Raw genomic sequence first — 25,527 nt, forward strand, 5'->3', positions numbered from 1 at the left:
TTGAAATCAAATAATATTAGCAACTATTTCCCTATACAAAAATTAGCGAAAATATTCCCCAATAATTCATCATTGGTGACTTGTCCTGTAATCTCACCTAAATGATATAGTGCTTCACGTACGTCAATGGCCATTAAATCGCTAGAAAGTTCTGCTTTCATACCGAATTGCACTTTTTCTATTTCTTCTAATGCTTTTAATAGTGAGTTGTAATGACGTGTGTTGGTGACAATAGTCTCATTATTACGGAGTGCTCCTGTATTTACAAATTCTAAAAGGCTGTTTTGTAATTCCTCAACACCTTCTCCCGTTTTTGCGGATAGATATTTGACCTCATTTAAATAAGTAGCTATTTTTTCTTTATCTGTTTCCGAAAGTGTATCGGCTTTGTTCACCAATAGAACTAAAGGTTTTAAAGGATTCTGATTTTTTATTTTTTCAAAATCAATGACAATATTTTTCAACTTTTGATCATCTGCCAAAAGTTTAGATCCATCAACCAATAACAATACTACCTGGGCCTGTTCAATTTTTTCAAAGGTTTTTTTAATGCCCATTCCTTCCACAACATCTTCGGTTTCCCGAATACCCGCGGTATCAATAAATCGAAATCCTATTCCACCAATTGAAATCTCATCTTCTATAGTGTCTCTGGTTGTTCCTGCAATATCTGATACCAACGCACGGTCTTCATTTAAAAATGCATTTAAAAGGGTAGATTTGCCCACATTTGGCTCGCCTACTATGGCAACGGGTATTCCATTTTTTATCACATTGCCGACAGCAAAAGAATCAATCAATCCTTGTAATACTTTTTGAATTCGAGCCAATAGGTCTTTGAACGCGGTTCGGTCGGCAAATTCTACATCTTCTTCCGAAAAATCGAGCTCAAGTTCAATTAGGGATGCAAAATTTAAAAGTTCTGTTCGTAATTGTTTTATTTCATTGCTAAAACCACCGCGCATTTGTTGCATGGCAATTTGGTGGCTAGCGGCATTATCACTGGATATAAGGTCGGCAACAGCTTCTGCCTGACTCAAATCCATCTTACCATTTAAGAAAGCTCTTAGCGTAAATTCTCCCGCATCAGCAGTTCTGCATCCGTTTCTTAGGAATAACTGTATGATTTGTTGCTGGATATAGGGAGAACCATGGCAAGATATTTCTACGACATTTTCACCAGTATATGAATGCGGATTTTTGAAAACCGAAACAAGGGCTTGATCCATGGTGTTTTTTTCATCCATAATATAACCTAAATGAATGGTGTGGCTTTTTTGGTCTTCAAGTATTTTGCCAGATGCCGATTTAAAATGTTTTGATGCTATTGTAATTGCTTCCGGACCAGAAAGTCTAATGACTGCAATTGCTCCTGCGCCTGCGGGAGTTGCTAATGCTACTATAGTATCTGTTTTAATCATCGTGCAAAAATAATCAATTATTACCTGTTGTTCTTTTCTTAATTTTCAAGTGTTATATTTTCTGTATTCAATTATATAGTAATTTTGCGTGTTATAAATTATAATCAGAAAATGAAAAAAGTATTTGTTTTAGTAGTATTTATGTTTGTTTCTTTTGCGGGAGTTGCTCAAAACGACACTACCGAATCTTCTAGCGAAATAACCTTGGAACAAGAAAAGGAAATGGAAGAGGTAAAGAAAAAGGTTGAAAAAGCAGAAGCGAAAGCTAAAAAAGAAAAGAAAGAGGCTGCGGAACAAAAAAAGATCGAAAAATTACAAAAGCAGATCAAGAACAAAGAAAAATCTATTTCAAGCGAAAAAAAGCAAATTGAAAAGTTAAAAGCCCAACTAGAAAAAGGTAAAGTTAAGGGTACTCTTTCTCCTGTAGATATTCAGAAAAAAGAAGATAAAATTGCTAAGAGCCAAATAAAATTAATGAAGGAGCAAGAAAAACTTAAAAAGCTGAATAGAAAACTTTAAAGGCTCTTTTTGTAACATTTATGCGATTTATGCGTCTTATTTGTAGTATTCATCATTAAATCAATCAAAAATGGAACTAGTAAATAAAAATTCAATCGCAGTACGTGAAGACCGAAATCTATTGGTCATAACACATTTATCTCAATATTTAGATTTTGTAACGGGTTTTGGCGGACTACTTGTACCGTTGGTAATTTGGCTAACGACCAAAGATTCTGTTATAGGTATGGACGAGCATGGCAAATCGGTTATTAATTTTCAATTGACCTTGATCTTGTATTTGGTTATTGGTATACCTGGAATATTATTGTTTGGACTGGGAATATTATTATTGATTTTTGCAGGTATTTTATCTATAGTGATGCCCGCTGTCAATGCTATTAGAGCTAGTAATGGAGAATCGCCCAGTTATTTCGGAACGTTTAGATTTATTTCATAAACGAGTTAATAAGACAAAAAAAAAGGGTCAGTTGAAAAACTGACCCTTTTTAATTTATGAATATTTGGTAAATAGTTAGCTATTCAGCATAACCGGCATTACCAACATTGTTACATATTCGCCTTCATCTAAACCATCGGAAGGGGTAAGTATACCGGCCCGGTTAGGTAAGCTCATTTCTAAAGAAACTTCATCTGAGCTTAAGTTGTTCAACATTTCAGTTAAGAACCTTGAGTTAAACCCTATTTGCATGTCATCACCTTGGTAAGCACAAGTCAATCTTTCTTCGGCCTTGTTAGAATAATCGATATCCTCTGCAGATATATTTAATTCTGCACCAGCGATCTTTAAACGAATTTGGTGTGTTGTTTTATTGGAAAATATAGAAACCCTTCTTACAGAACTTAAAAATTGGTTTCTTGCTATTGTAAGCTGATTAGGATTCTCTTTAGGAATTACCGCTTCGTAATTAGGGTATTTACCATCTATTAATCTACAGATAAGCTCTGTATCTTCAAAACTGAACTTGGCATTACTTTCATTATACTCAATAAGGACGTCTGATTCACTGCCTGCTAAAATTCCCTTTAACAATGTCAAAGGCTTTTTAGGCATAATAAATTCTGCAACTTGAGATGCCCTAACATCTGTACGTTGATACTTCACCAATTTATGTGCATCTGTTGCAACAAAGGTTAAATTCTCTGGTGAGAACTGAAAGAAAACACCGCTCATTACAGGTCTTAAATCATCGTTACCGGCAGCGAAAATGGTTTTATTGATCGCAATAGCAAGAATATCACCAAGCAAGGTTGTTGAACTTGGGCTGGTAAGTTCAACTGCTTTTGGAAATTCCGCTCCGTCCGCATATGCTAAAGCATATTTACCGTGATTAGAGCTGATCTCTACCGTATTGTTATCTTCAACTACGAAAGTTAATGGCTGTTCTGGAAAAGTTTTCAGCGTTTCTAAAAGTAATCTTGCCGGTACTGCAATTGTGCCTTCGTTATCAGAATCTACAGTGATCACAGAACTCATGGTAGTTTCTAAATCAGACGCCGATACGGTTAGTTTGTCCTTTTGCAAGTCGAACAGGAAATTATCTAGTATTGGTAATGTATTACTGTTGTTGATTACACCTCCTAATATTTGGAGTTGTTTTAGCAAATAGGTACTTGAAACTATAAATTTCATTCTTTAAATTTTATTGATATCGTTCTTGAAATTATCAAGAAAAATAGGTTTTAATCCTTAATGTTGGCAGTTTTCAATATCAGCAAAGATATTTTAATTGCCCTTTTTTAAGAAACAAACTTATTAACAGTTTGTTGTTGGTCAAGGTACGGTATACTACTAGTTATTACTGCATTATGCTCATTAAATTTTTATTAGTACACTAGTTATTAACTTTTACTATTTTGTGTTAGTACTAAAGTACATCAACCTGCACAATAAATCTACACTATAATGGCTATTCAAAATCTACCATTATAGTGTCTCTATAATCTAACCCTAAAAGGGTAGAGGCTCCACCAACGGTTGTAAGGTTGCTTTTAAATATAGCCAATTCTATGTATTCTGACGAATTAAAAATTGCCAATAGGTCTCCCGCACTTTTTCTATGATTCTTCTCTACACTATAGTCTATAAAGTCATTATAGGCTTTATGAATCGTATTGATTTTATGATTACGAGCCAAAAGGGTGTAATTTCTATCTTTTCTGTAAGCATCGAATAGATTTTTTCTAATATTCGTTACTACATTACCATAGTTATCAATATAAATGACACTGCCAATAATTTTCTTGCCATCTTCTACGATTCTAGGCGCAAATTCCCTTAAATTCTTTAAATCTATAAAAGGCTTGCCTACCAATTCTAAGGTACCACCACGTGCTATATGACAGGCAACCTGTATAAAGACATTAAGAACGGGGAATGAGTTTGCGATTGAATCTGGTAAGTGTATTTCAAATACTTTTTCCGGAGTCATTTCAGATGTGATAAGCCCAATGACACCGGTGTTTGCGCTTATAAAGTAATGTCCGTTGACCAAAGCTACAATGTGCTTGTTGTCTGGAGTTTCTTCTGAATCTACACCAACAATATGTATAGTGCCTTTAGGGAAACTGTTGTATGAATTAGATAAAATATATGCACATTCTTGAATGTTGAACGGCATGATATCATGCGAAATATCAACAATTTTCGCATCGGGCAATTCGGTATATATGGAGCCTTTTAAAACAGCTACAAAGTGATCTTTTAATCCGAAATCTGTTGTTAGGGTGATTATTGCCATACAGCAATGTTGATATGTTTTTGGTTAGTCAAACTTAAAATTTGCTTAAATTTGATATACAAAACTAAACAAAAAAACAGCGATTAGAAATTAATATTCGCTAACTATAAATCATTATAAAAACGACTGTTTGAACGAGATAATTCTAGAACTTACCGAAATTAGCCCAAGAGAATTTTTTGGGCAGCAAAACGAGCATATTGATTTATTGAAAAAGTACTTTCCGAAGTTGAAAATTGTTGCCCGTGGCAATAAAATCAAAGCCTTTGGAGACGAAGAACTTTTAGAAGAGTTTGAAAGGCGGTTCGATTTACTTACCCAGCATTTCATAAAGTACAATAAGTTGGACGAAAATAGCATTGAACGTGTACTCACAAGTTCAGATGACCAAGAGCTACAATCGTCAAAAAACAGCGGCGAAACTTTGGTACACGGTGTCAGCGGCAGATTAATAAAAGCGCAGACCGCCAACCAACGTCGTTTGGTAGATGCCTCTAAAAAGAACGATATGGTTTTCGCTATTGGCCCGGCCGGTACAGGAAAAACATATACCGGTGTAGCGCTAGCAGTAAAAGCATTAAAAGAAAAACAGGTCAAGAAAATCATCTTGACAAGACCAGCTGTTGAAGCTGGGGAAAATCTTGGTTTTTTGCCGGGTGATCTAAAGGAAAAGCTAGATCCTTATATGCAGCCTTTGTATGATGCCCTTAGAGATATGATCCCTGCCGAAAAATTGGTACATTATATTGAAAACGGTACCATACAGATCGCTCCTATGGCATTTATGCGTGGTAGAACTTTAGATAATGCCTTTGTTATTCTAGATGAGGCACAAAATACCACTCATGCCCAAATGAAAATGTTTTTGACCAGAATGGGTAGAAACGCGAGATTTTTAATTACTGGAGATCCTGGGCAGATAGATTTACCGCGTAGAACAATTTCAGGGTTAAAAGAGGCTTTACTTATTTTAAACAATGTTGAGGGTATTGAGGTTATATACCTAGATGATAAAGATGTAATTCGTCATAAGTTGGTTAAAAAGGTAATTGACGCATATAAGACTATTGAACATCACAATTAAAAAATTTCATGGCAAATAATACTATTTACGAAACAGAATTTAATTTTCCGGGACAAAAAGATGTCTATAAGGGCAAAGTGAGATCGGTCTATACTTTAGAGAATGATAGGTTGGTTATGATCGCTACAGATAGGTTGTCTGCATTTGATGTGGTGATGCCAAAAGGAATTCCTTACAAAGGGCAGATCTTAAATCAGATTGCTACCCAAATGATGGCATCTACAGAAGATATTGTTCCAAATTGGCTAACGGCTACTCCTGATCCCAACGTTGCCGTAGGTGTTGCCTGTGAACCTTTTAAAATTGAAATGGTAATTCGTGGCTATTTATCCGGTCATGCGGCAAGAGAATATAAATTGGGTAAAAGAATGCTTTGCGGGGTTGCAATGCCCGATGGTATGAAAGAAAACGATAAATTTCCTAGTCCGATTATTACTCCTGCCACCAAAGCTGAAATGGGTGATCATGATGAAGATATTTCAAAGGAGGATATTTTAAGCAAAGGAATTGTTTCTGCTGAAGATTATGCACTTCTTGAAAAGTATACATATGCACTCTTTCAACGAGGTACTGAAATAGCCGCAGATAGAGGGTTGATATTAGTGGATACCAAATATGAATTTGGAAAGACCAAAGACGGTGAAATTGTTTTAATCGATGAAATCCATACTCCCGATTCATCACGATATTTTTATTCTGAAGGATACCAAGAAAGACAAGATGCGAACGAGCCTCAAAAACAACTTTCAAAAGAGTTTGTAAGACAGTGGTTGATAGCAAATGATTTCCAAGGATTGGAAGGGCAAACTGTTCCAGAAATGTCAGACGAGTATATAGAATCTGTTTCAGAAAGGTATATTGAGCTTTACGAACATATAACCGGCGAACCTTTTGTAAAAGCCGATACTACTCATATTCACGATAGGATCAATAGAAATGTTTTAAATTATTTAGAGAGCTTATAAAGCTATCTAAGTAAAGACTTAAGCGAAAAGTTTTTCTTTTCTTTTAAACGCGATATAATCTTTAAAAAGGCGACTGCTGTAATATAAGCGTCGCCTAATGCTGTATGTCTATCTTTTCTGGAGATAGAAAATTTTTCTGCAAGTTCGTCTAATGAGTAGTTAGATTTTGGTTGTACTAAATAAGATTTTATGAGTGTTTTTTTATAAATGACACCCGTATCAAGTACCGTATTTTTCAGTTTAGGCAATCCATGTCTCTCTAAAGCTGTGTTTAGCATACCCATATCAAACCCTGCATGGTGGGCGACAATAATTGCATTACCAACATATTCAAGGAATTTTTGCATTGCTGAAATTTCACTTATACAATCTCTTTGACCGTTTTTTAATAAGCCATGTACATGTACGGTCTCTTTATTGAATTTCTCTTGCTCTAAATAGATGTCGAATACATCTTGAACAGAGATGATCTCTTTTTTGATTTTTACGGCTCCAATAGATAATATACGATCTTCTTCAAAGCTAAAACCGGTCGTTTCAGTGTCAAGAACAACAAAAACCAAGTCATCAAAATTTTTACTTTGAGTTTCCTTGAATAGATTCTCATAGCTTTTCCAAAATTCCGGAAGATTCTTTGGTGTTTTTTTAAATAGTCCCATTAACCTAAAATATTAGTGACTTTAAAACGTAGCGTAATTAATTCTTGTATTTCTTTGATGGCCTTGAAAGTACGCTTTAATTTCATTTTCTCTTGTTTTGTCAACTGTTCCAACTCAATAAACCTCCCAGAATCATGATGTGACAAACCTTGTTTGGTCCTAAATTTTAATAAGGCCTTGGTGGCGTACGAACAAGCTAAGTAAAGCTCTTTGTTGTTCGGTTCTAATTCAGCTAGTTTTTCATAGCGTTCCCAAGTATTGCTAATTGCTTTTACTGAGTGGGACAAAATTAGCACTCTCGCTGCATCGATCAAAGGTCTTAACGCTCTGCTTTTTAAATCGAAGAAATCTTTATGTTGACCATCCTGTTCTACCAGAAACTGTCTGAAAAATCCGGTAGGCGAAGGACTCTGTAGTGCTCCGTTCGCTAAATGCACCAAAAATATAGGATACTTATCTACGGTTCTAAAAATGTGATCGGACATATTATCTAACAAACTTCGTTCACCATAGGCCAAGCTATAATCGAAAAATATGGAAGACATCAATACTTCATTAGGTCCAGGGTTACTGATCCAGTAAGATAATTTGTTTTTCCATTCTTGTAGGCTAAGGCACCATTTGGGATTAGAAGCCATCATGTCGGCAGGGCAATATTCGTAACCAATTACATTTAAAGCCTTTGTTACGTGTTTTGAAAGTTCTAAAAAATAAGTGGTAGTTTTAGGTAAATCTTCCTCTGGTACATCTTCAAATACCAATGCATTATCTTGATCGGTATGTAAAAGTTGTTCACTTCTACCTTGGCTTCCTAAAGCCAACCATGCGAACTTTACGGGTGGTGGAGTACCCATTTTGTTGATGGATATTTCTACTACTTGTTTTATACATGTATCGTTCAGTTCAGATATGATTTTGGCAATAATTCCTAAAGGAATGTTTTGCTCCAAGTATCCCGCTAAAAGTACCATTATACTCTTTCTAAGCTGCTTTATCTTTTTTGTTCGAGTAGCACGTTTTATGGCTTTGACTAAAACAGCAGGGTTGTCACCCAAGGAGACCATTAAGTCATGTTTAGATAATATGCCTAATGCAGCTGTATTTGGTGTGCCATCTTCCGTAATGACCAAATGACTGATGTTACTCTTCATCATAGCCATTTGAGCTTGGGTTATGGTTAGGTTTTTTGGATAGGTAATTACAGGGGAGGCCATTATTGTTTTTACCGATGCCGTAATGGGCTGCTTTCCTGTAATAACTTTATTTCTAAAATCTTTATCTGTAATAATGCCAACAGGTAATTCTTTGCTGACCACGAGTATGGACCCAATTTGCTTTTTGGTCATTAGCTCGGCAGCCTTTTGTATGCTTGTTCTAGTTGAGCAAGTAATCAGTTTTTTGGAATAGCTTGCTAATTGTAAATCTGGTAGAACAACTTCTTTATTGATCTCTTCATTATCTTCAATATCATAAAGCTGTCCCTTTTGACTTTTTGCATACGGATTACGGGTGTTAGAGGCAAAACTCTCCATTAAAAAAATAGTTACCTGCTCGTTCTGTTTTGCAATAGGTTTAAAAAGATCTATTGGAATTCCGTAAATAATGGATTCCTCATGAGCTCTGGCTTCTAGTTTGTAATTTTCATTTGCAAAAAGTGGTCGTAAACCAAATATATCGCCTTCGTCACAGTAGTCTAGTATGTTTGAGGTTGCAGGGTTGTTCAATGTTACCGCACCTTTATGTACCATGTAGAAATGTGAATGTTGGTTTTCATCTACTGTAAAAATGACACTATTTTTCTCCTTATATACAATGATAACCTGTTCGGCTAACTGAAATAAAGATGTGTTGTCAAGTACATTGAACGGGGGATAGTTTTTAATGAAATCCGCGACCCTTTCAGAAATAAGATTTTTCATAAATTAAAGTTAGCAGAATAATCCTTGATATAAAAGGAGATGTTATTAACGATTGTTTTACTGATAAAACCGGAACTTTTAACAATCACTCAAGAAAACACCGACTGCTAAGCCACCTTCTGAGGTTTCTTTATATTTTGAATTCATGTCCTTAGCGGTTTCCCACATGGTCTGTACCACTTTATCTAGTGGGACTTTAGCTGCAGAAGGATCAGAACCCAATGCTAGTTCTGCAGCATTGATCGCTTTTATGGCACCCATGGAATTTCTTTCTATACATGGTATCTGTACTAGTCCGCCAATGGGGTCACAGGTAAGTCCCAAATGATGTTCCATTGCTATTTCTGCCGCCATTAGTACTTGTTCTGGCGTGCCACCCAGTAACTCGGCCAGCGCACCTGCAGCCATTGCAGATGATACGCCTATCTCGGCTTGGCATCCACCCATTGCGGCCGAAATTGTAGCTCCTTTTTTAAAGATGCTGCCAATTTCTCCTGCAACTAATAAGAACTGTTTTATATGTTCGAAATTACCTGCATGATTTTCAATGACCATATAATACATTAATACGGCAGGTATAACACCCGCACTGCCATTGGTCGGTGCGGTTACCACACGGCCTAGAGATGCATTTACTTCATTTACACTTAAGGCAAAACAGCTTACCCATTGTAAAATTTGCCTAAACTTCACTTCTGTTTGTCTAATACTTTGTAGCCATTCTTGTGGGGAGGAGTAGGGAAGGTCACTCTTTAATTTATTGTGCATTTCAAAAGCCCTACGCTTTACATTTAATCCACCGGGCAAAGTTCCTTCGGTATGGCATCCGGTGTACATGCATTCAAGCATGGTAGCCCAAATTCTATTGAGCTCATGATCTATAATTTCTTCATCCCTTAAAGAAAGTTCGTTTTGCAAAACAAGGTCAGATATCTTTAAGCCTTCACTTTTACAGAATTCGAGCAACTCGGTGCCCTTTTGCACAGGAAAAGGAAACTTTTGGAACATGTCAACTTTTCGCTTGGCATTTTTTCTGTCTTCACCAACTACAAACCCACCACCTATGGAATAATAGGTTTTGGAAATTTTTCTGCCGGATTTCAATTTTGCCTGAAATTTTAATCCGTTAGCATGAAAGGGTAAAAACTTTTTATTGAATATAATATGCTTGCTTGGATCAAAGGTAATACTGTATTTACCATCTAAGAGTAACACATGGTCGTTCTTGATGGTCTTTATTAGCGGGTCTATGGTTTCTATAGGTACTAATTCGGGATCTGCACCTAGTAAGCCTAGCATTACGGCATAGTCTGTGGCATGGCCTCTACCTGTTAAAGAAAGAGAGCCATAAAGATGAACCTCTACTTCTTCTACTTTTTCAAGATTGTTTTTAGAGCTTAAACGTGCCAGCCAACGTTCTGCGGCGCGCCATGGTCCAAGAGTATGTGAGCTGGAAGGCCCAACGCCTATCTTTAACATATCAAAAACGCTAATGCTTTCTATCTCCAAATCTTATCGGTTTTTGTAGGCTAAGGTACAATGTTTCGATAACCTTTTTACTATACTAAATTGGCATATTTATTATGGGTTGAAACATAATAATGACATCATGTCAGTTTTTTGTGCTTGGCATATTGTTTGTCATTTACTAAGCGATTGTAAAATAAAGCACTTAATTTAAAACATATAAAATGAGTAAGATTATAGGAATAGATTTGGGTACTACCAACTCCTGTGTTTCCGTAATGGAAGGTAATGAGCCAGTGGTAATTCCAAATGCAGAAGGAAAAAGAACTACACCATCTGTCATCGCTTTTGTTGATGGAGGTGAAATTAAAGTTGGTGACCCGGCAAAAAGACAAGCGGTAACCAACCCTCATAAAACCATTTATTCTATTAAAAGGTTTATGGGTAATAAATATTCAGAGTCTAGTAAAGAAGCTGGTAGAGTACCTTATAAAGTAGTAAAAGGTGATAATGATACACCAAGAGTAGATATTGATGGTCGTTTATATTCTCCACAAGAATTATCTGCAATGATTCTTCAGAAAATGAAGAAAACTGCAGAAGACTATTTAGGTCAAGATGTTTCTCGTGCGGTAATTACTGTACCTGCATATTTTAACGATGCACAGAGACAAGCTACTAAAGAAGCTGGTGAAATTGCCGGTTTAACCGTAGAGCGTATCATTAACGAACCTACCGCGGCATCTTTGGCTTATGGTATGGATAAAAAAGATACCGATCAGAAGATAGTTGTTTTTGATTTTGGTGGTGGTACACATGATGTATCTATCTTAGAGTTGGGTGACGGTGTATTTGAAGTATTGGCTACCGATGGTGATACACACTTAGGTGGTGATGATGTTGATCAGAAGATTATAGATTGGTTGGCAGAAGAGTTCAAAGCTGAGGAAAGCTTAGATTTAAGAGATGATTCAATGGCTTTACAACGTTTGCGTGAAGCAGCTGAAAAAGCTAAGATAGAGTTGTCATCATCTGCACAGACAGAAATTAATTTACCATATGTAACGGCTACAGCTTCTGGACCAAAGCACTTGGTAAGAACTTTAACGAGATCTAAGTTTGAGCAATTAATTGCTGATTTGGTTAAGAGAACTATTGAGCCATGTGAAACTGCAATGAAAGCAGCGGGACTTTCTAAGAGCGATATTGATGAAATTATCTTAGTTGGTGGTTCTACAAGAATACCAGCTGTACAAGAGGCAGTTGAGAAATTCTTTGGTAAGAAACCTTCTAAAGGTGTTAACCCAGATGAGGTTGTTGCAATTGGTGCAGCTATTCAAGGTGGGGTTTTAACAGGTGATGTTAAAGATGTATTGTTATTGGATGTTACACCACTTTCATTAGGTATTGAAACTATGGGTAGTGTAATGACCAAGTTGATAGAGGCAAATACTACGATACCAACTAAAAAGTCTCAGGTATTCTCTACAGCAGCGGATAACCAACCATCGGTTGAAATTCATGTGTTGCAAGGAGAAAGACCAATGGCGAATGATAACAAGACCATCGGTAGATTCCATTTAGACGGTATTCCACCAGCAAAAAGAGGTACTCCACAAATTGAAGTAACTTTTGATATTGATGCTAACGGTATCATTAAGGTATCTGCGACTGATAAGGCTACAGGTAAATCTCAAGATATCCGTATTGAAGCTTCTTCTGGTTTAACCGAAGAAGAAATCAAAAAGATGAAAGCTGAAGCTGAGGCAAATGCCGAGTCTGATAAGAAAGCTAAAGAAACTGCCGATAAGCTTAATGAAGCTGACGGTATGATTTTCCAGACCGAGAAGCAGTTAGAGGAATTTGGTGATAAATTATCTGATGATAAGAAAAAACCAATTGAAGAGGCTTTAACAGAATTGAAAGCTGCTTACGAGACGAAAGACATAGCGGTTATTACACCAGCTTTAGATAAAATCAACGAAGCTTGGAAAGTAGCTTCTGAAGAAATGTACAAAGCGCAAGCTGATGCCCAAGGTGCTGGTGCTCCTCAAGGAGAGCCAACTGCAGACAGCGGTGCTTCTGAAGGTGATAATGTTGAAGACGTAGACTTCGAAGAGGTTAAGTAATATAACTTTAACTTGATATATAAAAGGGACGGTATTTACCGTCCCTTTTTACTTTTATAGTAATTTATTTTGAACCAAGTATTATTAAACTAATTTTACAGTATGATTAGAAATTACTTTCAAACATTTTTTACTGTATTCATTTCGGTTCTAGGAACAATACAAGGACAGGAGATACAAATTTTTACCGTTGAAGATTTTGATTTAATGGGCGATGTAAAAAAATGTTTGGTGAGTACCGACTATGGTAAAGAAGAATACGACTTTAATAAAAACGGTTTGCTGACAAAGTCGGTTACCAGGTATAATGAACAAGATTATGATGTGGTTTATTATAAGTATAGTAAAGGAGAGCTTTTGGAAAAGCGTTCTGAATCGTACAGAAACAACACGTTTGATGCAAGTACATCGATAGCTCACTTTTATGAAATAGACTCAACGGATAATATAAAAATTCAAGAACGTATATTCTCATATGACAAACAGTTTATCGATGAATATATCTATTACTATGATGAGTTTGGTGATATCATTAGCATCAAAAGAACCAATAACGATGGTACCGATGTTACCCAAGTCGAGCATAAAAAATTTAAAGGGGAAAATACGGTAACCTATTTGTTGAACGACCTACCGATAAAATCTATTCGTACTTCTACTCTAAAGCCAAAGAATAAACCTGCACAAAATGTAGTTTTGACCAAGGAATATTTAAATGGTGAAGAAAATTTTGCTTTTGAAGAGGTATATAGCTTGGACGGAAAATTAATGGCTCAGCAGGAATTTGAATATGATACGTCTGCCAAGAAATTTGTACCAACAACTAGAACTACATATGAATACGATCAAAAAGGCATGTTAGTTGCTGAAACCGCTAAAAGGGGAGCCGGAATCATAAAAAAAGAATATATTTATCAGTATGACAATTCTGAGGTAGGTAATTGGGTAAAGCAAATAGTGACACCAGATAATACGTATACCACAAGAAAAATATTTTACTATCCACCACAATTAAAAACTGACGAAGAATAATGTTATTCGCTATTCTTTAACCATTCATCGCGTAGTAATCCATAACAGCACGTATTTCTTTTAAAACCATTTAATAAGTAGACATCTTTACGTAAAATGCCTTCTAAAGTGCATCCTAATTTTTCTACAGCCTTTCTAGAGGCGATATTTCGCTCATCTACTCGAAATTCTATTTTTTCAAAATCTAAGGTAGTAAAGGCATAGTCTAGCATTAAATTTTTCATTTGAGTGTTTAGTCCCGTGCCTTGAAACTCACGACCGATCCATGTAGAGCCTATGTGCAATACTTTGTTTCTGTGGTTCATATTCATATAACGAGTGCATCCTGCAAACGCTTTATTTTGTTTGTCATATATAATAAAAGGAATGCTAGTGCCAGCTTTTACCTGCTGTAAGGCTATTTCAACATAGTTTTTTAAGCTGCTTGGTGTAGCTATGTCCGATGGAGAATATTGAACTAGATTTTCTTGTGATGCAACAGGAATCAATGATTCGAAATTTTGTAAAGTAAGCGGACTTAATTTGACCCTATCATTTTCTAAAATTATTTGACTGCTCATTATACAAGTTGTTTTATTATTTCTTTTTTTATTTCGTGTGCACCGTTAAAACTAATGTGACGCAAATTTTCTTCGAATAACGAATTAAGTTTTTCGCTTTCTTTTAATAGTCGTTCAGGACTTAGGTATTCATCTTTATCTCCAATTATAGATATAATTTCGGTGTCCCTCTTTAAAAAGTTAAAATCTGTTTTTTGCAATTCATTTGGTAAACCGCCCGCATAAAGAATCAATTTTGAACATTGTATTTTAGAGTGTGCCAAGTATCTAGTAGCTACAGATACTCCTTGAGAGAATCCAAAAAAAATGATTTTACAAGTAGATGGTAAATTTTCGTTTTCAAGTACGGCATCAAGGTAATTGAAAAGATTTGATGTTTCTAAAGCAGTATTTTCTTTGGTCAACCAACTGGCCCCTACATGTTTGTATTCATTTTTTAAATAATATTTCGAAGGAGCTTGAGGGGCAATAATATAGTTTTGGTCCTTTGGTAATTCGTTAAAATATTTCAGAAAAAACCGACTTAAAAAACCTATGCCATGAAAAACTATCCAAACATATGTTGTTTTGCTATTTAGTTCATTTAAAGTCTCGTAGGTATTGGTAGTTTCGTAAGAGACCTTTTTTATCTGTTGGTTCATAAGATGTGCAATTGTATTCAGCTTTTCTGTTGGTAATGTAATGCTTAATTTTACAAAAAAAAGGATGAACGACTACAAAGAAAAAATTCTAAAGATTTGTAACGAAACTTCTAAGAATACCTTAATGGAAACCTTGGATATTGAATATATCGATGTAGGGGAAGATTTTTTAATGGCTAAAATGCCTGTTTCGCCTAAAGTTCATCAGCCTGATGGTGTTTTGCATGGTGGTGCCTCTGTAGCATTGGCAGAAAGTGTTGGTAGTGCTGCATCTTACATTTTTTTAGACGGCAATAAATATTTTGTTAGAGGGTTAGAAATTTCAGCCAACCATGTAAAAAGCATTAAAGATGGTTTTGTGTATGCCAAAGCTACCATTTTACACAAAGGGCGAACCACACAACTTTGGGAGATTAAAATCACTAATGAGGCAGATCAATTGATATCCCTTTGTAAATTAACTACCATAGCATTACCTAAGAGCTAGTATGGCACAAGAACTTTTTGATCGTGCTGCAATGTGCTTAAAAGAGCAGCAGCCTTTTGTGTTATATAGAAAGCCAAATACAACGGAGCTGATCGGGGTGTTTCAACAGACAGATGAGGTTCATATAGTACAAGATTTCACCGAAAGTGGCTTTGTTTTTGCCCCTTTCGATTTAAACTCCAATGCCATTTTATTGAAAATGGACACCGTATTGAAGGGGGTTTTAGATTCTTTCAATGGAGAAGGGGTAAATACGGATAGTATAATAATTGATGAATCACACGATAAACCTCGGTATCTCGATTTAATTACGAAGGCTATAGATCAAATCAATGAAGGTCATTTTAATAAGGTTGTTTTATCCCGTAAAATTGAAGTAACGAACCATGAGGATGATCTTGAAATTTATAAAAGGTTATTGAGCGCATATCAAAAGGCGTTCTGTTATTTATGGTATCACCCAAAAGTTGGAGCGTGGATGGGAGCAACTCCCGAGATACTTGTAAAAACTAATGGTTCTCAGTTTACCACAATGTCTTTGGCAGGTACCAAAAGCTTTATAGATTTAGAGGAACCCAATTGGTCGGAAAAAGAATTGCATGAACAGCAATTGGTAACCGATTATATTTTAGATGCTTTGAAAGATGAGGTGGTATCGATAAAAAGTTCTCAAAGAGAATCGGTAAGAGCAGGTCAACTTTGGCATCTTCGCACCGAAATGAAAGGGACTTTTGCTCCCAATAAATTCGGATCGGTTTTAAAGGCATTGCATCCAACACCTGCGGTATGTGGTACACCTTTGCTTGAGGCAAAAGATTTTATTCTGAACAATGAAATGTATGATCGCTCTTTCTATACTGGTTTTCTAGGAGAGCTTAATGTTAAGTCTGAACTAGCAAGAAACAGAAACAGGAAGAATCAAGAAAATAGTGCTTACCGAAGTGTCATGAAAACTTCTGAGCTTTTTGTAAATCTACGTTGTATGCAGCTACTTAAAGATAAAGTTGCTATTTATGTGGGCGGAGGAATTACTGGTGAATCAAGTCCGGAAAGTGAATGGCAGGAAACCGCTTTGAAAAGCAACACAATGCTTAGGGTTTTAGGTGGTAAATAGAGATCAAACTATTGGGTAATAACCTGCATTGGTCGTATTTTTGAACTACATGAAATACTCCGCTATACCTACCGCACAATCTATTGTTCTTCATTGCCAGGCAAAGAATATTTCCAATATAATAATATCACCCGGCTCTAGAAATGCACCGTTAACAATTGCGTTTGCCGAGAACCCGTTTTTCAAGTGTTTTAGTATTGTAGATGAACGTAGTGCCGCATTCTTTGCACTTGGTATGGCACAACAGTTACAAGAGCCTGTAGTAGTGTTATGCACCTCTGGGAGTGCACTTTTAAATTATTACCCGGCAGTAGCAGAAGCTTTTTATAGCAATATTCCCTTAATTGTTATTTCTGCAGATAGACCCGAGTATAAATTGGGAATAGGGGATGGGCAAACTATTGATCAACGAAATGTGTTTCAAAATCATATTGGCTATTCGGCAAATTTAAAACAAGATGTTAGCCATGCAACCTCTAAAGTTTTACAGTATAAGTCAGAATGGGTTTCTGAAATCTCCGTAGAAGATGTTCAAAATGAGGTGCAGATTTATAATGATCAAGAATTAAATAGGGCTATTGAAAAGGCTTTGACAGCCAACAGTCCGGTTCATATAAATGCTCCCTTTGAAGAGCCGTTGTACGAAACACTGTCTGAACCAACTATATCTCCAAAAATTAATGATATACCTGTTGAGGTAGTTACTAGTATTGATTTAGAAGAACACCGGAATATATGGAATACAGCTACCAAAAAAATGGTATTGGTAGGTGTAAATACTCCGAATGTTATAGACAAGAAGGTTTTAGAGTATTTGGCAAATGACCCTAGTATTTTGGTTTTGACAGAAACAACTTCTAACATACATCACCCTAATTTTTTCAATAGTATAGATTCCTTAATTGCTCCTTTAGAAATGCAATTTGATAATGACGCATTATTTGAAAAATTAAAACCCGATGTGCTGATTACTTTTGGCGGATTAATTGTTTCTAAAAAAGTAAAGGCTTTTTTAAGAAATCATAAACCAAACCATCACTGGCATATTGGTGGGCATACGGCAAACAATACTTTTTTCTGCTTAAATGAGCATCTTAAAATGCCCGTGAATCGCTTTTTTGATGAAATGTATATTTCGCCCCATAAGGTAAATAGCGATTACTTTGTAAATTGGAATAAGGTAAAACAAGGGTATGTATTGAAAAGAGATGCATACCTTAACAAGATTCCTTTCTCTGATTTTTCAGCTTTTGATCTGTTGCTTAAATCAATACCGGATAATTACATGCTGCAGTTGGCAAATAGCTCTACTATTAGATATACACAGCTATTTGAGGTGAATCCTACTTTAAAGGTATTCTGTAATAGAGGAACAAGCGGTATTGATGGCAGTACATCAACAGCGGTTGGCGCATCTTGGGTTAATAGTATGCCAACATTGCTAATTACGGGTGATCTTAGTTTTTTCTATGATAGTAATGCTTTGTGGAACAATTATGTAAAGAGTGATTTTAGAATAATAGTAGTAAACAATAACGGTGGTGGTATTTTTAGAATTCTTCCGGGTAAAGATGATTCTAATGTTTTTGAAACCTATTTTGAAACTCGTCACTCCCTTTCTGCAGAAAACTTATGTAACATGTTCGGTTTTGATTATAGAACGGCTAAATCTTCTCAAGAACTTAAAGAAGAATTAAACGGATTTTTTAATGAATCGGTTCGTCCTCAATTACTGGAAATTACTACACCTACATTAATAAACGATAAAATTTTGATTGATTATTTTCGTTTCATATCTTAGTGGAGTATTAACCATTAATTATAACACAATTAACATGAGTAAAAGAGACGATTTAATTGAAAAGTACGCTGCGGATATCAAAGATAAATTTGGTGAGGATGCAGATATGGACTTGCTTAAAAAAGTAACTGTAGGTTTAGGACCTTCTATTTACAATATTGATGCTTCTAAAGTATCTGGTAGCGACCAAAAAGAATTAGATACTGTTAAGAATAACTATTTGATCAAAAAATTAGGTCTTGCAGATGATTCTAAATTAGATGATGCTATCGCTACAGTTATGGAGAAATATGGTTCTTCTAACAGAAATAAGCATAGAGCTGTTATCTATTATAAGCTTTGTCAGCATTTCAATAAAGCATCTGTTTACGATAAATAGTCAGATGTTATATAATTTAGAGACCGTTATCTTTTTGGTAACGGTCTTTTTTTTGGTCCGGTGTTTAAATATTTAAAATGTAATTTTGCAGCATGATAGAATTAGGACGTATTAACAATCTTGAAATTTTAAGAGACACAAGCGTAGGTCTCTTTTTGGGAGATGAAGAGGGCAATGATGTATTGTTACCAAACAAATATGTACCTGCGGGGTACGAAATAGGGCAGAAAATAAAAGTGTTCTGTTATTTGGACTATGATGAAAGACCGGTTGCAACCACCCTTGAACCAGATATTATGTTGGGTGAGTTTCGACTGTTGCAAGTAGCGGAAGTCAATGAAATTGGAGCTTTTTTGCAATGGGGATTGGAAAAACACCTATTGGTCCCTTTTAGAGAGCAGCGTGTAAAAATGAAAGAAGGTCAATGGTACGTGGTACATTGTTATTTAGATGAGCGTTCAGGTAGATTGGTGGCATCAAATAAACTTGATAAATTTCTTAGTAATGATACCATAGATTTAAAAGAATGGGAGCAGGTAGATCTTGTGGTTACAAGGCAAACGGACCTAGGTTGGGAAGTTATAGTAAATGAAAGACATAAAGGTTTGGTTTATTTTAATGAAGTCTTTAAGCCAATTAATATTGGTGATGTAATACCTGGTTGTGTAAAAACGATTAGAAAGGATAATAAATTGGATATTTCACTACAACCTCTTGGAGCAAAAGTCTTAGAGCCAGCTGCCAAAAAAATCTATGAAGTTTTAGTTGAAAATGGCGGATTTTTAGGTTTACATGACAAATCTGCACCAGAAGAAATTAGAGATGTCTTTCAAATGAGCAAGAAGACTTTTAAAAAAGGTCTCGGTACACTTTACAAAGAAAGGAAGATAAAAATAGAATCTGATGGTATCACATTATCAGATGATTAACTGTTTAAATGTAGGAAAAATCTTAGCTAATTGATTTTCAACGAAATAACTTAAATAATGGTCTAGTTTATTGTGATAACTTACTTTTAATTTTATTTTTGTAGTAAATGAAAAGTTATTAACAATTTTTAACTTACATTTAAGTTTTAAGCATAAAATTTCCCTTGTATATGCCTTTTATAGAAGAAAGTGATTTACTAGAATTACATAAAGATGTAGATAAAGCTCAAATTATTAATGAGCGATTATTGGATCAAATAAAATTTAAGAACAAAGAGTTAAAAAAGAGTAAGATCCAGCGTAATATTTTGGCTGGTATTACCGGTCTTTTCTTGATTGGGGGACTTGCTTTCACTTCTTTTACTGCAGGTATCTCTAGTTCTGGTGGTTTTAATAGAAATAATAATAACGATTTGGTTCTAACGTCAATCGATAGTGTTGACGCCTATAGAACTCGTTTAGAGAACTTAAAAGAACAAAATGAAGAACTAAGTCTTGTAAAAGAGTTCTATCTGGCAAAAGAGTTCTTACAAAAAGAAAAAATTTATTCCGTACAAGTAAAATCATTCGTAGACAATAATGTTACCTTGGCATCAGAAGCATTGACCAATACGCTATTTGTAAAGACCAATCCTTTTTATTCTTATTCATTAGGGAATTTTGAAACATTGGAAGAGGCACAATCTTTTAGAAAACAGTTGGTTGACCTTGGTTTTAATGATGCATTTGTGGCTTCTTATCAAGATGGAAAAAGAATACAAATAGAAGATCCATTTTAGTGACTAAAGTTAAAGCTTGGCTCAACGCAGCAAGACTTAGAACGCTTCCTTTATCAATTTCGGGTATAATAGTAGGTACTGCTTTGGCTGCGTACTATGGTGTAACCAATATAACCATTTTTGCCTTGGCATTATGCAGTACAATCGGTTTACAGGTTACTTCAAATTTTGCGAATGACTATGGTGACGGAGTAAAAGGTACTGACGGTGATGATAGAATAGGACCAAAGCGTGCTTTGCAAAGTGGTCTGCTATCTGCGGCAGAATTAAAAAAAGGTATTTACATCAGTATTATAATCAATGCTGTTTTGATCGTTTCACTGATTATTACCTCTTTTGGCTTAAAGGAAATTTTATACCCTATCTTATTTTTAATGTTGGGATCTTTCGCCATATGGGCGGCTATTAAATATACCGTAGGTAAATCGGCTTATGGTTATCAAGGTCTAGGTGATGTTTTCGTATTTATATTTTTTGGGTTGGTAAGTGTATTGGGTTCTATGTTTTTGTATGTAAAATTCATAAGCCTAATTTCGGTTTTACCGGCTATCGCGATAGGTCTTTTAAGTGTTGGGGTGCTAAATCTCAATAACATGAGAGACATTAAATCAGATGCTGCTGTTGGCAAGAATACGTTGGCTGTAAAAATGGGATGGTCTCGTGCAAAAAATTATCATTATACGATACTTGTACTTTCTCTTTTGTGTTTGTTTTGTTTTCTGCTTACAACAAATGCGTCACAGCTGCGTTATGTAAGTCTTGTAGGCTATATACCTGTACTGGTTCATTTAAGAAAAGTAGCACTAACAAATAAGGCTGTGGATCTTGATCCAGAGCTTAAGAAATTAGCCTTAAGTACCTTTTTTATAGCTTTATTGTTTTTTATTAGTTATTATTATTTTTTGTAATTTTGAGTATAACCCACAAACCATTTTAAGTCTTGGAACAACCCATAAAAATTCTTATTGTTGAGGATAATGTAATCATCGCTGATGATATGCAATCAATGTTAGAGGAAATAGGATATGAAATAGTTGATAATGTAATTGTTTACGAGCAAGCTGTAGAGGTATTGAAAACCCAGCAGGTAGACTTAGTTCTTATTGATATCATTTTAGCCTCAGATAAAACAGGTATAGACCTAGGTAAACATATTAGGGAGAATTATGATATTCCATTCATTTTTGTGACATCTAACTCCGATCGTGCAACGGTTGAAAATGCTAAGACGGTAAAACCTAACGGTTATTTGGTAAAGCCATTTGAGCAACAAGATCTATATACATCCATAGAAATTGCATTATCAAATTTCATTTATGGTAAGCAGAATGCAAGTAATGAAGCGCAATCAAACGGTGGTGGTAATACTGAAGATGTCGCAATGTCCAATTCAATTTTAAAGGACTCCATATTTGTTAAGAAACAACATTTATATTACAGAATTCAATTTGGTGATATTCAGTTTATAAAAGCGGATAATGTATATTTAGAAGTGAATACCGTTGATAAGAAGTTTTTGGTGAGATCTCCGTTAAAAGATTATTTAGAGAAACTTCCGCAGAATAAATTCTATAGAGCTCATAAATCTTACATTGTCAATGTGGATCATATAGACGCCATAAATTCTAAAGATATTATGATCAATAATACCTTGATACCAATTTCTAAAGATTTTAAAGAATTTATTATCTCTGCTATGAATTCATAATCCGTATATAAAAAGTCTAAAACACCTTTTTTAAGGTGTTTTTTTTTGGAATTACCCCAGATGAAAGTAGTATAATCATCGGTAAAGTGTCTGTTTTAATCGATAAAATGCATTGTTAGATAGGGTAAATTCATTTCACAACAAATATTTGGGGTTACACAACAAATAATGCAATACGGTATGGGCTAATTCATAATTTTGATTTATTAATGATTGCACATTGTTTTGGACCTATTTGGATTAAACAACAAGTTTTACATGCAATTTTTAATGATTTAGATAAAAGTACGTAGAACACGCTTTTTTGGGACTATTGTTAGTTAATGATGATTTAACAATGGCTCACAACAAAAATTTAGTAGAATCAGGTATTAGTTTTAGGTTTGATTCCACTTTGATTGAGATATGAAAAAACCTTCTATTTTGAGAATTTTATGCACTATATTTTTTAGTGTGCTAACGTGTACCATAATTGCACAAGATAGTGTAACGGCTCAAAATGAAGATTACTACAGGCAGTTTCAAGATTTAGAGAACGGAGAATTACGTTCTTTCTTCTTTTTTAATACTCCCAATCGTTACAATCAGAATTCGCCTTATGATTGGTTAGATACTGTAAAAGTGTATTTAAACAGTTCTGAAAAAACAAAAGACTCTGTTTCCATTAGAAATTATCAGCTCATAGAATCTCAAATTTATTTTGATTTGGGCAACTATGAAAAGAGTTTGGCAATTGCTAGATCTATTTACGATGATCTGCAAAAATTAGATGTAGAATCAAAGCAAACTATTCTCCAGATTCTGGATAAGAATTATGCAATGCTTGAACTGTACGATAAGCAGATTGAGATTAGAAGGGTAAAGCGTGAACTGGGTTTGACCGATAACGTTGCTTTTTATGATATCTATGCTAGTCTTGGACAATATAGAAAGGCGATGCGAGATTATATGACGGAGGAGAAAAAGGTACTTAAAGATAATGACTATTATGGGCAGGCTATTTACAATAATACAATAGGTAATTATTTAAGATTAGATAAGTCAACACCTACAGCACTTAGTTATTTTAAAAAGGCTGAAGGACTTATTAAAGTTTTTTTAAGTGATGTTACCAATCAACATTCCGATAAGCAAATTGCAGATGGTAGAATTTTGAACGGGGTTATTATTGGTAATATTGGTAAATGCCATGTACAAATGGCCGAATATGAGAAAGCCATACCTTTTTTAGAAGAAAGCAGAGAAATTATTAAAAAATACAATAAGAGTAAATTTTCATCCGATATTATTGAAAATACACTGGCACTAGCAGAGTGTTATTTGAAATTAGATGACTACGCTAAAGCTACCGATTATCTTAGCGATAATATAAACCCTATTAAATCGGAAAATATTCTGAAACGAAATAGAATCTATGCCGATTATTATTTTAAAACAGGCGATTTTAAAAATTCTACGGTTTACCTTAAAAAGAATATAAGAATTAGAGATTCTATCGATGCTTTAGCATCCAATATCAAAAACCAACAATTGACTTCAGTCGTTGCCCAAGATTTAGAAAATTCTAGAAAAACCATGGAGCAGCAAAAGGCACAATTAGAGGAATCAAGAAAAGATATTAAGGCTAGGGACGATAAAATTAGTTTGGTATTCGTGTCGTTGATATTTACTCTTATTGGTTTTGCAGGTTTGGTATATGCTTACCTAAAGAGTATTAAAAATCAACGTCTAATAGCCGAGCAAAAATTTATAATTGAGAATTCTTTAGTTGAGAAAGATTCGCTGTTAAAAGAAATACACCACAGGGTTAAGAATAACTTACAAATGGTTTCTAGTTTGTTGAGCCTACAAACTAAAAATACGAGGAGCAAGGCAGCAATTGCCGCCCTTGAAGAAGGTAAGAGTAGGGTGAAGGCTATGGCTCTTATACATCAGAAGTTATATCAGAATGATGATTTGTCTGTAATTGAAATGCAGGGGTATATTGAAAGCTTGATCAATAGTATTCAGTCGGTCTATAAAAAAGGTGGTCATAATATTAATATTACAATTGATGCCGAAGGTGTTGAGTTAGATATTGACAGAGCTATTCCGTTCGGACTTATATTGAATGAGTTGGTTTCTAACTCGTTTAAGTATGCTTTTCCAGAAGATGATAGTAATGGCAAAATTTATATTCATCTACGTAAAATGGTAGGTCAAGAAGGTTTCTTTGAATATACCGATAATGGTATTGGTTTGCCGGAGGATACCGAAGAACGAGCGAATTCATCTATGGGTATTCGCTTAATGAATAGATTAGCTAATCAGCTTCAAACTTCTTTAAATACTGATAAGACGCAAGACGGAGTTCGTTTTTGGTTTAATTTTAAATAAGTTATCTCACTTTACTTTTCAATACAACCTTATGCAGTAGTTTTGGGAAAAATCGTTTCAGATAAATTCCGAATTTTTCTTTTCCACCTATGTATGTTTCAAAACGTTTTTTTCTAATTGCCGATATAATTTCACGGGCACATTTCTCAACTGGCATTCCGTTTTCCGTGGCATTGTCTTCTTGTTGTAAGGCTGTTCCGTTTCCGGTTAAAGCATTTTTTGCAACATTGGTCTGTATAAATCCTGGGCAAATAATAGATACATCTATATTGTCCTTTTCATGTTCCATTCGTAGTGCGTCAAAGAAGCCGTGTAATGCATGTTTTGCTCCGCAATACCCTGAACGATACGGAGAGGAAAATTTACCCATTAAACTCGTAACAGTTACAAAATGACCACTTTTTTGAGCTATGAAGTACGGTAGTACATGTTTTGTTAGTTTAACAGTACCCAAGTAATTAACATTAATCATTTGTTGATAGACGTCAAAATTGGTTTCAATAATCAACGAGCGCTGGCTGAGTCCGCCATTATTGATTAAAACATCAACTTTTCCGAATAAAGAAAAAGCTTTTTCAGTGATGTTTCCTAGGGATTCAAAATTGGTTAAATCTAGCGAGAGTACGGTTACATTCTCTGGTGATTTACAGTTTTTCTTTACGCTTAAAAGTGCTTCTTCACGTCTTGCCGAAATAAAAACTTTTGCACCTTTCGCATTCAATTGATATGTTAATGCTTCTCCAATTCCTGAAGATGCGCCTGTAATCCAAATTACCTTATTTTCCATTCTTTTAAATCCATCGGTATTAAAGTGAAA

Annotated in this window: 24 protein-coding genes; 15 read left to right on the forward strand and 9 right to left on the reverse strand. The window is 35.0% G+C overall.

What is annotated here, in order from left to right:
• Window positions 1-23: 23 nt before the first annotated feature.
• Window positions 24-1,421 carry a tRNA uridine-5-carboxymethylaminomethyl(34) synthesis GTPase MnmE gene (gene mnmE, locus DCS95_RS17975; RefSeq protein ID WP_116772185.1) on the reverse strand — a complete coding sequence of 466 codons (1,398 nt, stop codon included), beginning with the start codon at window positions 1,419-1,421 and terminating at the stop codon, window positions 24-26.
• Between the two features lie 111 nt (window positions 1,422-1,532).
• Here mnmE and DCS95_RS20330 point away from each other — a divergent pair, with 111 nt between their 5' ends.
• On the forward strand, window positions 1,533-1,940 hold the full coding sequence (locus DCS95_RS20330; protein ID WP_116772186.1) for a hypothetical protein: 408 nt from the start codon (window positions 1,533-1,535) through the stop codon (window positions 1,938-1,940).
• 70 nt (window positions 1,941-2,010) lie between these two features.
• Complete coding sequence (locus DCS95_RS17985) at window positions 2,011-2,379, forward strand: DUF4870 domain-containing protein (protein WP_116772187.1); 369 nt, start codon at window positions 2,011-2,013, stop codon at window positions 2,377-2,379.
• A gap of 75 nt (window positions 2,380-2,454) precedes the next feature.
• On the opposite strand, the gene dnaN is transcribed toward DCS95_RS17985, so the two are convergent.
• Entirely contained in the window at window positions 2,455-3,573 is a 1,119-nt protein-coding gene (dnaN, locus tag DCS95_RS17990) for a DNA polymerase III subunit beta (protein WP_116772188.1), read from the reverse strand.
• Window positions 3,574-3,850: 277 nt separating this feature from the next.
• A complete protein-coding gene (locus DCS95_RS17995; RefSeq protein ID WP_116772189.1) occupies window positions 3,851-4,681 on the reverse strand; it encodes an SAM hydrolase/SAM-dependent halogenase family protein in 831 nt (276 codons plus the stop codon).
• A 130-nt stretch (window positions 4,682-4,811) separates the two neighbouring features.
• Between DCS95_RS17995 and DCS95_RS18000 the strand changes: the two genes are divergently transcribed.
• Together DCS95_RS18000 and DCS95_RS18005 are read left to right on the forward strand one after the other, a co-directional pair.
• Window positions 4,812-5,765, forward strand: a complete 954-nt coding sequence (locus DCS95_RS18000; RefSeq protein ID WP_116772190.1) for a PhoH family protein — start codon at window positions 4,812-4,814, stop codon at window positions 5,763-5,765.
• A gap of 8 nt (window positions 5,766-5,773) precedes the next feature.
• A complete protein-coding gene (locus tag DCS95_RS18005; RefSeq protein WP_116772191.1) occupies window positions 5,774-6,730 on the forward strand; it encodes a phosphoribosylaminoimidazolesuccinocarboxamide synthase in 957 nt (318 codons plus the stop codon).
• 2 nt (window positions 6,731-6,732) lie between these two features.
• Here the strand turns inward: DCS95_RS18005 and DCS95_RS18010 are convergent, their stop codons facing one another.
• The 3 genes from DCS95_RS18010 to DCS95_RS18020 form a co-directional block, all read right to left on the reverse strand.
• On the reverse strand, window positions 6,733-7,389 hold the full coding sequence (locus DCS95_RS18010) for a 3'-5' exonuclease (RefSeq protein WP_116772192.1): 657 nt from the start codon (window positions 7,387-7,389) through the stop codon (window positions 6,733-6,735).
• Window positions 7,389-9,308, reverse strand: coding sequence for a DUF294 nucleotidyltransferase-like domain-containing protein (locus tag DCS95_RS18015; RefSeq protein WP_116772193.1), 1,920 nt, complete (start codon window positions 9,306-9,308; stop codon window positions 7,389-7,391). The genes DCS95_RS18010 and DCS95_RS18015 overlap by 1 nt, the downstream gene beginning before the upstream one ends.
• Before the next feature lie 78 nt (window positions 9,309-9,386).
• Window positions 9,387-10,811: an L-serine ammonia-lyase gene (locus DCS95_RS18020; RefSeq protein ID WP_116772284.1), complete on the reverse strand. Its 1,425-nt coding sequence runs from the start codon at window positions 10,809-10,811 to the stop codon at window positions 9,387-9,389.
• A gap of 188 nt (window positions 10,812-10,999) precedes the next feature.
• On the opposite strand from DCS95_RS18020, the gene dnaK reads away from it, so the two are divergent.
• Together dnaK and DCS95_RS18030 are read left to right on the forward strand one after the other, a co-directional pair.
• The gene (gene dnaK / locus DCS95_RS18025; protein ID WP_116772194.1) at window positions 11,000-12,904 is read left to right on the forward strand and encodes a molecular chaperone DnaK; all 1,905 of its coding nucleotides are present in this window, start codon (window positions 11,000-11,002) and stop codon (window positions 12,902-12,904) included.
• Window positions 12,905-13,006: 102 nt separating this feature from the next.
• A complete protein-coding gene (locus tag DCS95_RS18030; RefSeq protein WP_116772195.1) occupies window positions 13,007-13,936 on the forward strand; it encodes a hypothetical protein in 930 nt (309 codons plus the stop codon).
• A 2-nt stretch (window positions 13,937-13,938) separates the two neighbouring features.
• Here the strand turns inward: DCS95_RS18030 and DCS95_RS18035 are convergent, their stop codons facing one another.
• Window positions 13,939-14,496 carry a GNAT family N-acetyltransferase gene (locus tag DCS95_RS18035; RefSeq protein WP_116772196.1) on the reverse strand — a complete coding sequence of 186 codons (558 nt, stop codon included), beginning with the start codon at window positions 14,494-14,496 and terminating at the stop codon, window positions 13,939-13,941.
• Complete coding sequence (locus DCS95_RS18040; RefSeq protein WP_116772197.1) at window positions 14,496-15,137, reverse strand: alpha/beta hydrolase; 642 nt, start codon at window positions 15,135-15,137, stop codon at window positions 14,496-14,498. The genes DCS95_RS18035 and DCS95_RS18040 overlap by 1 nt, the downstream gene beginning before the upstream one ends.
• Before the next feature lie 64 nt (window positions 15,138-15,201).
• On the opposite strand from DCS95_RS18040, the gene DCS95_RS18045 reads away from it, so the two are divergent.
• The 9 genes from DCS95_RS18045 to DCS95_RS18085 all read left to right on the forward strand — a co-directional run bounded on the left by DCS95_RS18045 (window position 15,202) and on the right by DCS95_RS18085 (window position 24,710).
• Window positions 15,202-15,624 (forward strand): PaaI family thioesterase, encoded by a 423-nt coding sequence (locus DCS95_RS18045; RefSeq protein ID WP_116772198.1) that lies wholly within the window; start codon window positions 15,202-15,204, stop codon window positions 15,622-15,624.
• 1 nt (window position 15,625) lies between these two features.
• Complete coding sequence (locus DCS95_RS18050) at window positions 15,626-16,738, forward strand: chorismate-binding protein (protein WP_116772199.1); 1,113 nt, start codon at window positions 15,626-15,628, stop codon at window positions 16,736-16,738.
• 49 nt (window positions 16,739-16,787) lie between these two features.
• Complete coding sequence (gene menD / locus DCS95_RS18055; RefSeq protein ID WP_116772200.1) at window positions 16,788-18,539, forward strand: 2-succinyl-5-enolpyruvyl-6-hydroxy-3-cyclohexene-1-carboxylic-acid synthase; 1,752 nt, start codon at window positions 16,788-16,790, stop codon at window positions 18,537-18,539.
• A gap of 34 nt (window positions 18,540-18,573) precedes the next feature.
• Window positions 18,574-18,918, forward strand: a complete 345-nt coding sequence (locus tag DCS95_RS18060; protein ID WP_071341864.1) for a DUF2853 family protein — start codon at window positions 18,574-18,576, stop codon at window positions 18,916-18,918.
• A 92-nt stretch (window positions 18,919-19,010) separates the two neighbouring features.
• Window positions 19,011-19,847 carry a CvfB family protein gene (locus DCS95_RS18065; RefSeq protein WP_116772201.1) on the forward strand — a complete coding sequence of 279 codons (837 nt, stop codon included), beginning with the start codon at window positions 19,011-19,013 and terminating at the stop codon, window positions 19,845-19,847.
• Between the two features lie 170 nt (window positions 19,848-20,017).
• Window positions 20,018-20,626 (forward strand): SPOR domain-containing protein, encoded by a 609-nt coding sequence (locus tag DCS95_RS18070; protein ID WP_116772202.1) that lies wholly within the window; start codon window positions 20,018-20,020, stop codon window positions 20,624-20,626.
• On the forward strand, window positions 20,626-21,534 hold the full coding sequence (menA, locus tag DCS95_RS18075) for a 1,4-dihydroxy-2-naphthoate octaprenyltransferase (RefSeq protein ID WP_116772203.1): 909 nt from the start codon (window positions 20,626-20,628) through the stop codon (window positions 21,532-21,534). Before DCS95_RS18070 ends, menA begins: the two co-directional genes overlap by 1 nt.
• A 32-nt stretch (window positions 21,535-21,566) precedes the next feature.
• Entirely contained in the window at window positions 21,567-22,334 is a 768-nt protein-coding gene (locus DCS95_RS18080) for a LytR/AlgR family response regulator transcription factor (RefSeq protein ID WP_116772204.1), read from the forward strand.
• A gap of 423 nt (window positions 22,335-22,757) precedes the next feature.
• Window positions 22,758-24,710 (forward strand): tetratricopeptide repeat-containing sensor histidine kinase, encoded by a 1,953-nt coding sequence (locus DCS95_RS18085; RefSeq protein ID WP_244178490.1) that lies wholly within the window; start codon window positions 22,758-22,760, stop codon window positions 24,708-24,710.
• A 1-nt stretch (window position 24,711) separates the two neighbouring features.
• On the opposite strand, the gene DCS95_RS18090 is transcribed toward DCS95_RS18085, so the two are convergent.
• Window positions 24,712-25,497 carry an SDR family oxidoreductase gene (locus DCS95_RS18090; protein ID WP_116772206.1) on the reverse strand — a complete coding sequence of 262 codons (786 nt, stop codon included), beginning with the start codon at window positions 25,495-25,497 and terminating at the stop codon, window positions 24,712-24,714.
• Window positions 25,498-25,527: the final 30 nt, after the last annotated feature.

It is taken from the genome of Maribacter litoralis (assembly GCF_003075045.1).
GTDB classification, from domain to species: domain Bacteria; phylum Bacteroidota; class Bacteroidia; order Flavobacteriales; family Flavobacteriaceae; genus Maribacter; species Maribacter litoralis.

Coding starts and splice junctions, on each gene's coding strand:
- mnmE (WP_116772185.1), bottom strand. CDS start 1,421: ATGATTAAAACAGATACTATAGTAGCATTAGCAACTCCCGCAGGCGCA.
- DCS95_RS20330 (WP_116772186.1), top strand. CDS start 1,533: ATGAAAAAAGTATTTGTTTTAGTAGTATTTATGTTTGTTTCTTTTGCG.
- DCS95_RS17985 (WP_116772187.1), top strand. CDS start 2,011: ATGGAACTAGTAAATAAAAATTCAATCGCAGTACGTGAAGACCGAAAT.
- dnaN (WP_116772188.1), bottom strand. CDS start 3,573: ATGAAATTTATAGTTTCAAGTACCTATTTGCTAAAACAACTCCAAATA.
- DCS95_RS17995 (WP_116772189.1), bottom strand. CDS start 4,681: ATGGCAATAATCACCCTAACAACAGATTTCGGATTAAAAGATCACTTT.
- DCS95_RS18005 (WP_116772191.1), top strand. CDS start 5,774: ATGGCAAATAATACTATTTACGAAACAGAATTTAATTTTCCGGGACAA.
- DCS95_RS18010 (WP_116772192.1), bottom strand. CDS start 7,389: ATGGGACTATTTAAAAAAACACCAAAGAATCTTCCGGAATTTTGGAAA.
- DCS95_RS18015 (WP_116772193.1), bottom strand. CDS start 9,308: ATGAAAAATCTTATTTCTGAAAGGGTCGCGGATTTCATTAAAAACTAT.
- dnaK (WP_116772194.1), top strand. CDS start 11,000: ATGAGTAAGATTATAGGAATAGATTTGGGTACTACCAACTCCTGTGTT.
- DCS95_RS18030 (WP_116772195.1), top strand. CDS start 13,007: ATGATTAGAAATTACTTTCAAACATTTTTTACTGTATTCATTTCGGTT.
- DCS95_RS18035 (WP_116772196.1), bottom strand. CDS start 14,496: ATGAGCAGTCAAATAATTTTAGAAAATGATAGGGTCAAATTAAGTCCG.
- DCS95_RS18040 (WP_116772197.1), bottom strand. CDS start 15,137: ATGAACCAACAGATAAAAAAGGTCTCTTACGAAACTACCAATACCTAC.
- DCS95_RS18045 (WP_116772198.1), top strand. CDS start 15,202: ATGAACGACTACAAAGAAAAAATTCTAAAGATTTGTAACGAAACTTCT.
- DCS95_RS18050 (WP_116772199.1), top strand. CDS start 15,626: ATGGCACAAGAACTTTTTGATCGTGCTGCAATGTGCTTAAAAGAGCAG.
- menD (WP_116772200.1), top strand. CDS start 16,788: ATGAAATACTCCGCTATACCTACCGCACAATCTATTGTTCTTCATTGC.
- DCS95_RS18060 (WP_071341864.1), top strand. CDS start 18,574: ATGAGTAAAAGAGACGATTTAATTGAAAAGTACGCTGCGGATATCAAA.
- DCS95_RS18065 (WP_116772201.1), top strand. CDS start 19,011: ATGATAGAATTAGGACGTATTAACAATCTTGAAATTTTAAGAGACACA.
- DCS95_RS18070 (WP_116772202.1), top strand. CDS start 20,018: ATGCCTTTTATAGAAGAAAGTGATTTACTAGAATTACATAAAGATGTA.
- DCS95_RS18090 (WP_116772206.1), bottom strand. CDS start 25,497: ATGGAAAATAAGGTAATTTGGATTACAGGCGCATCTTCAGGAATTGGA.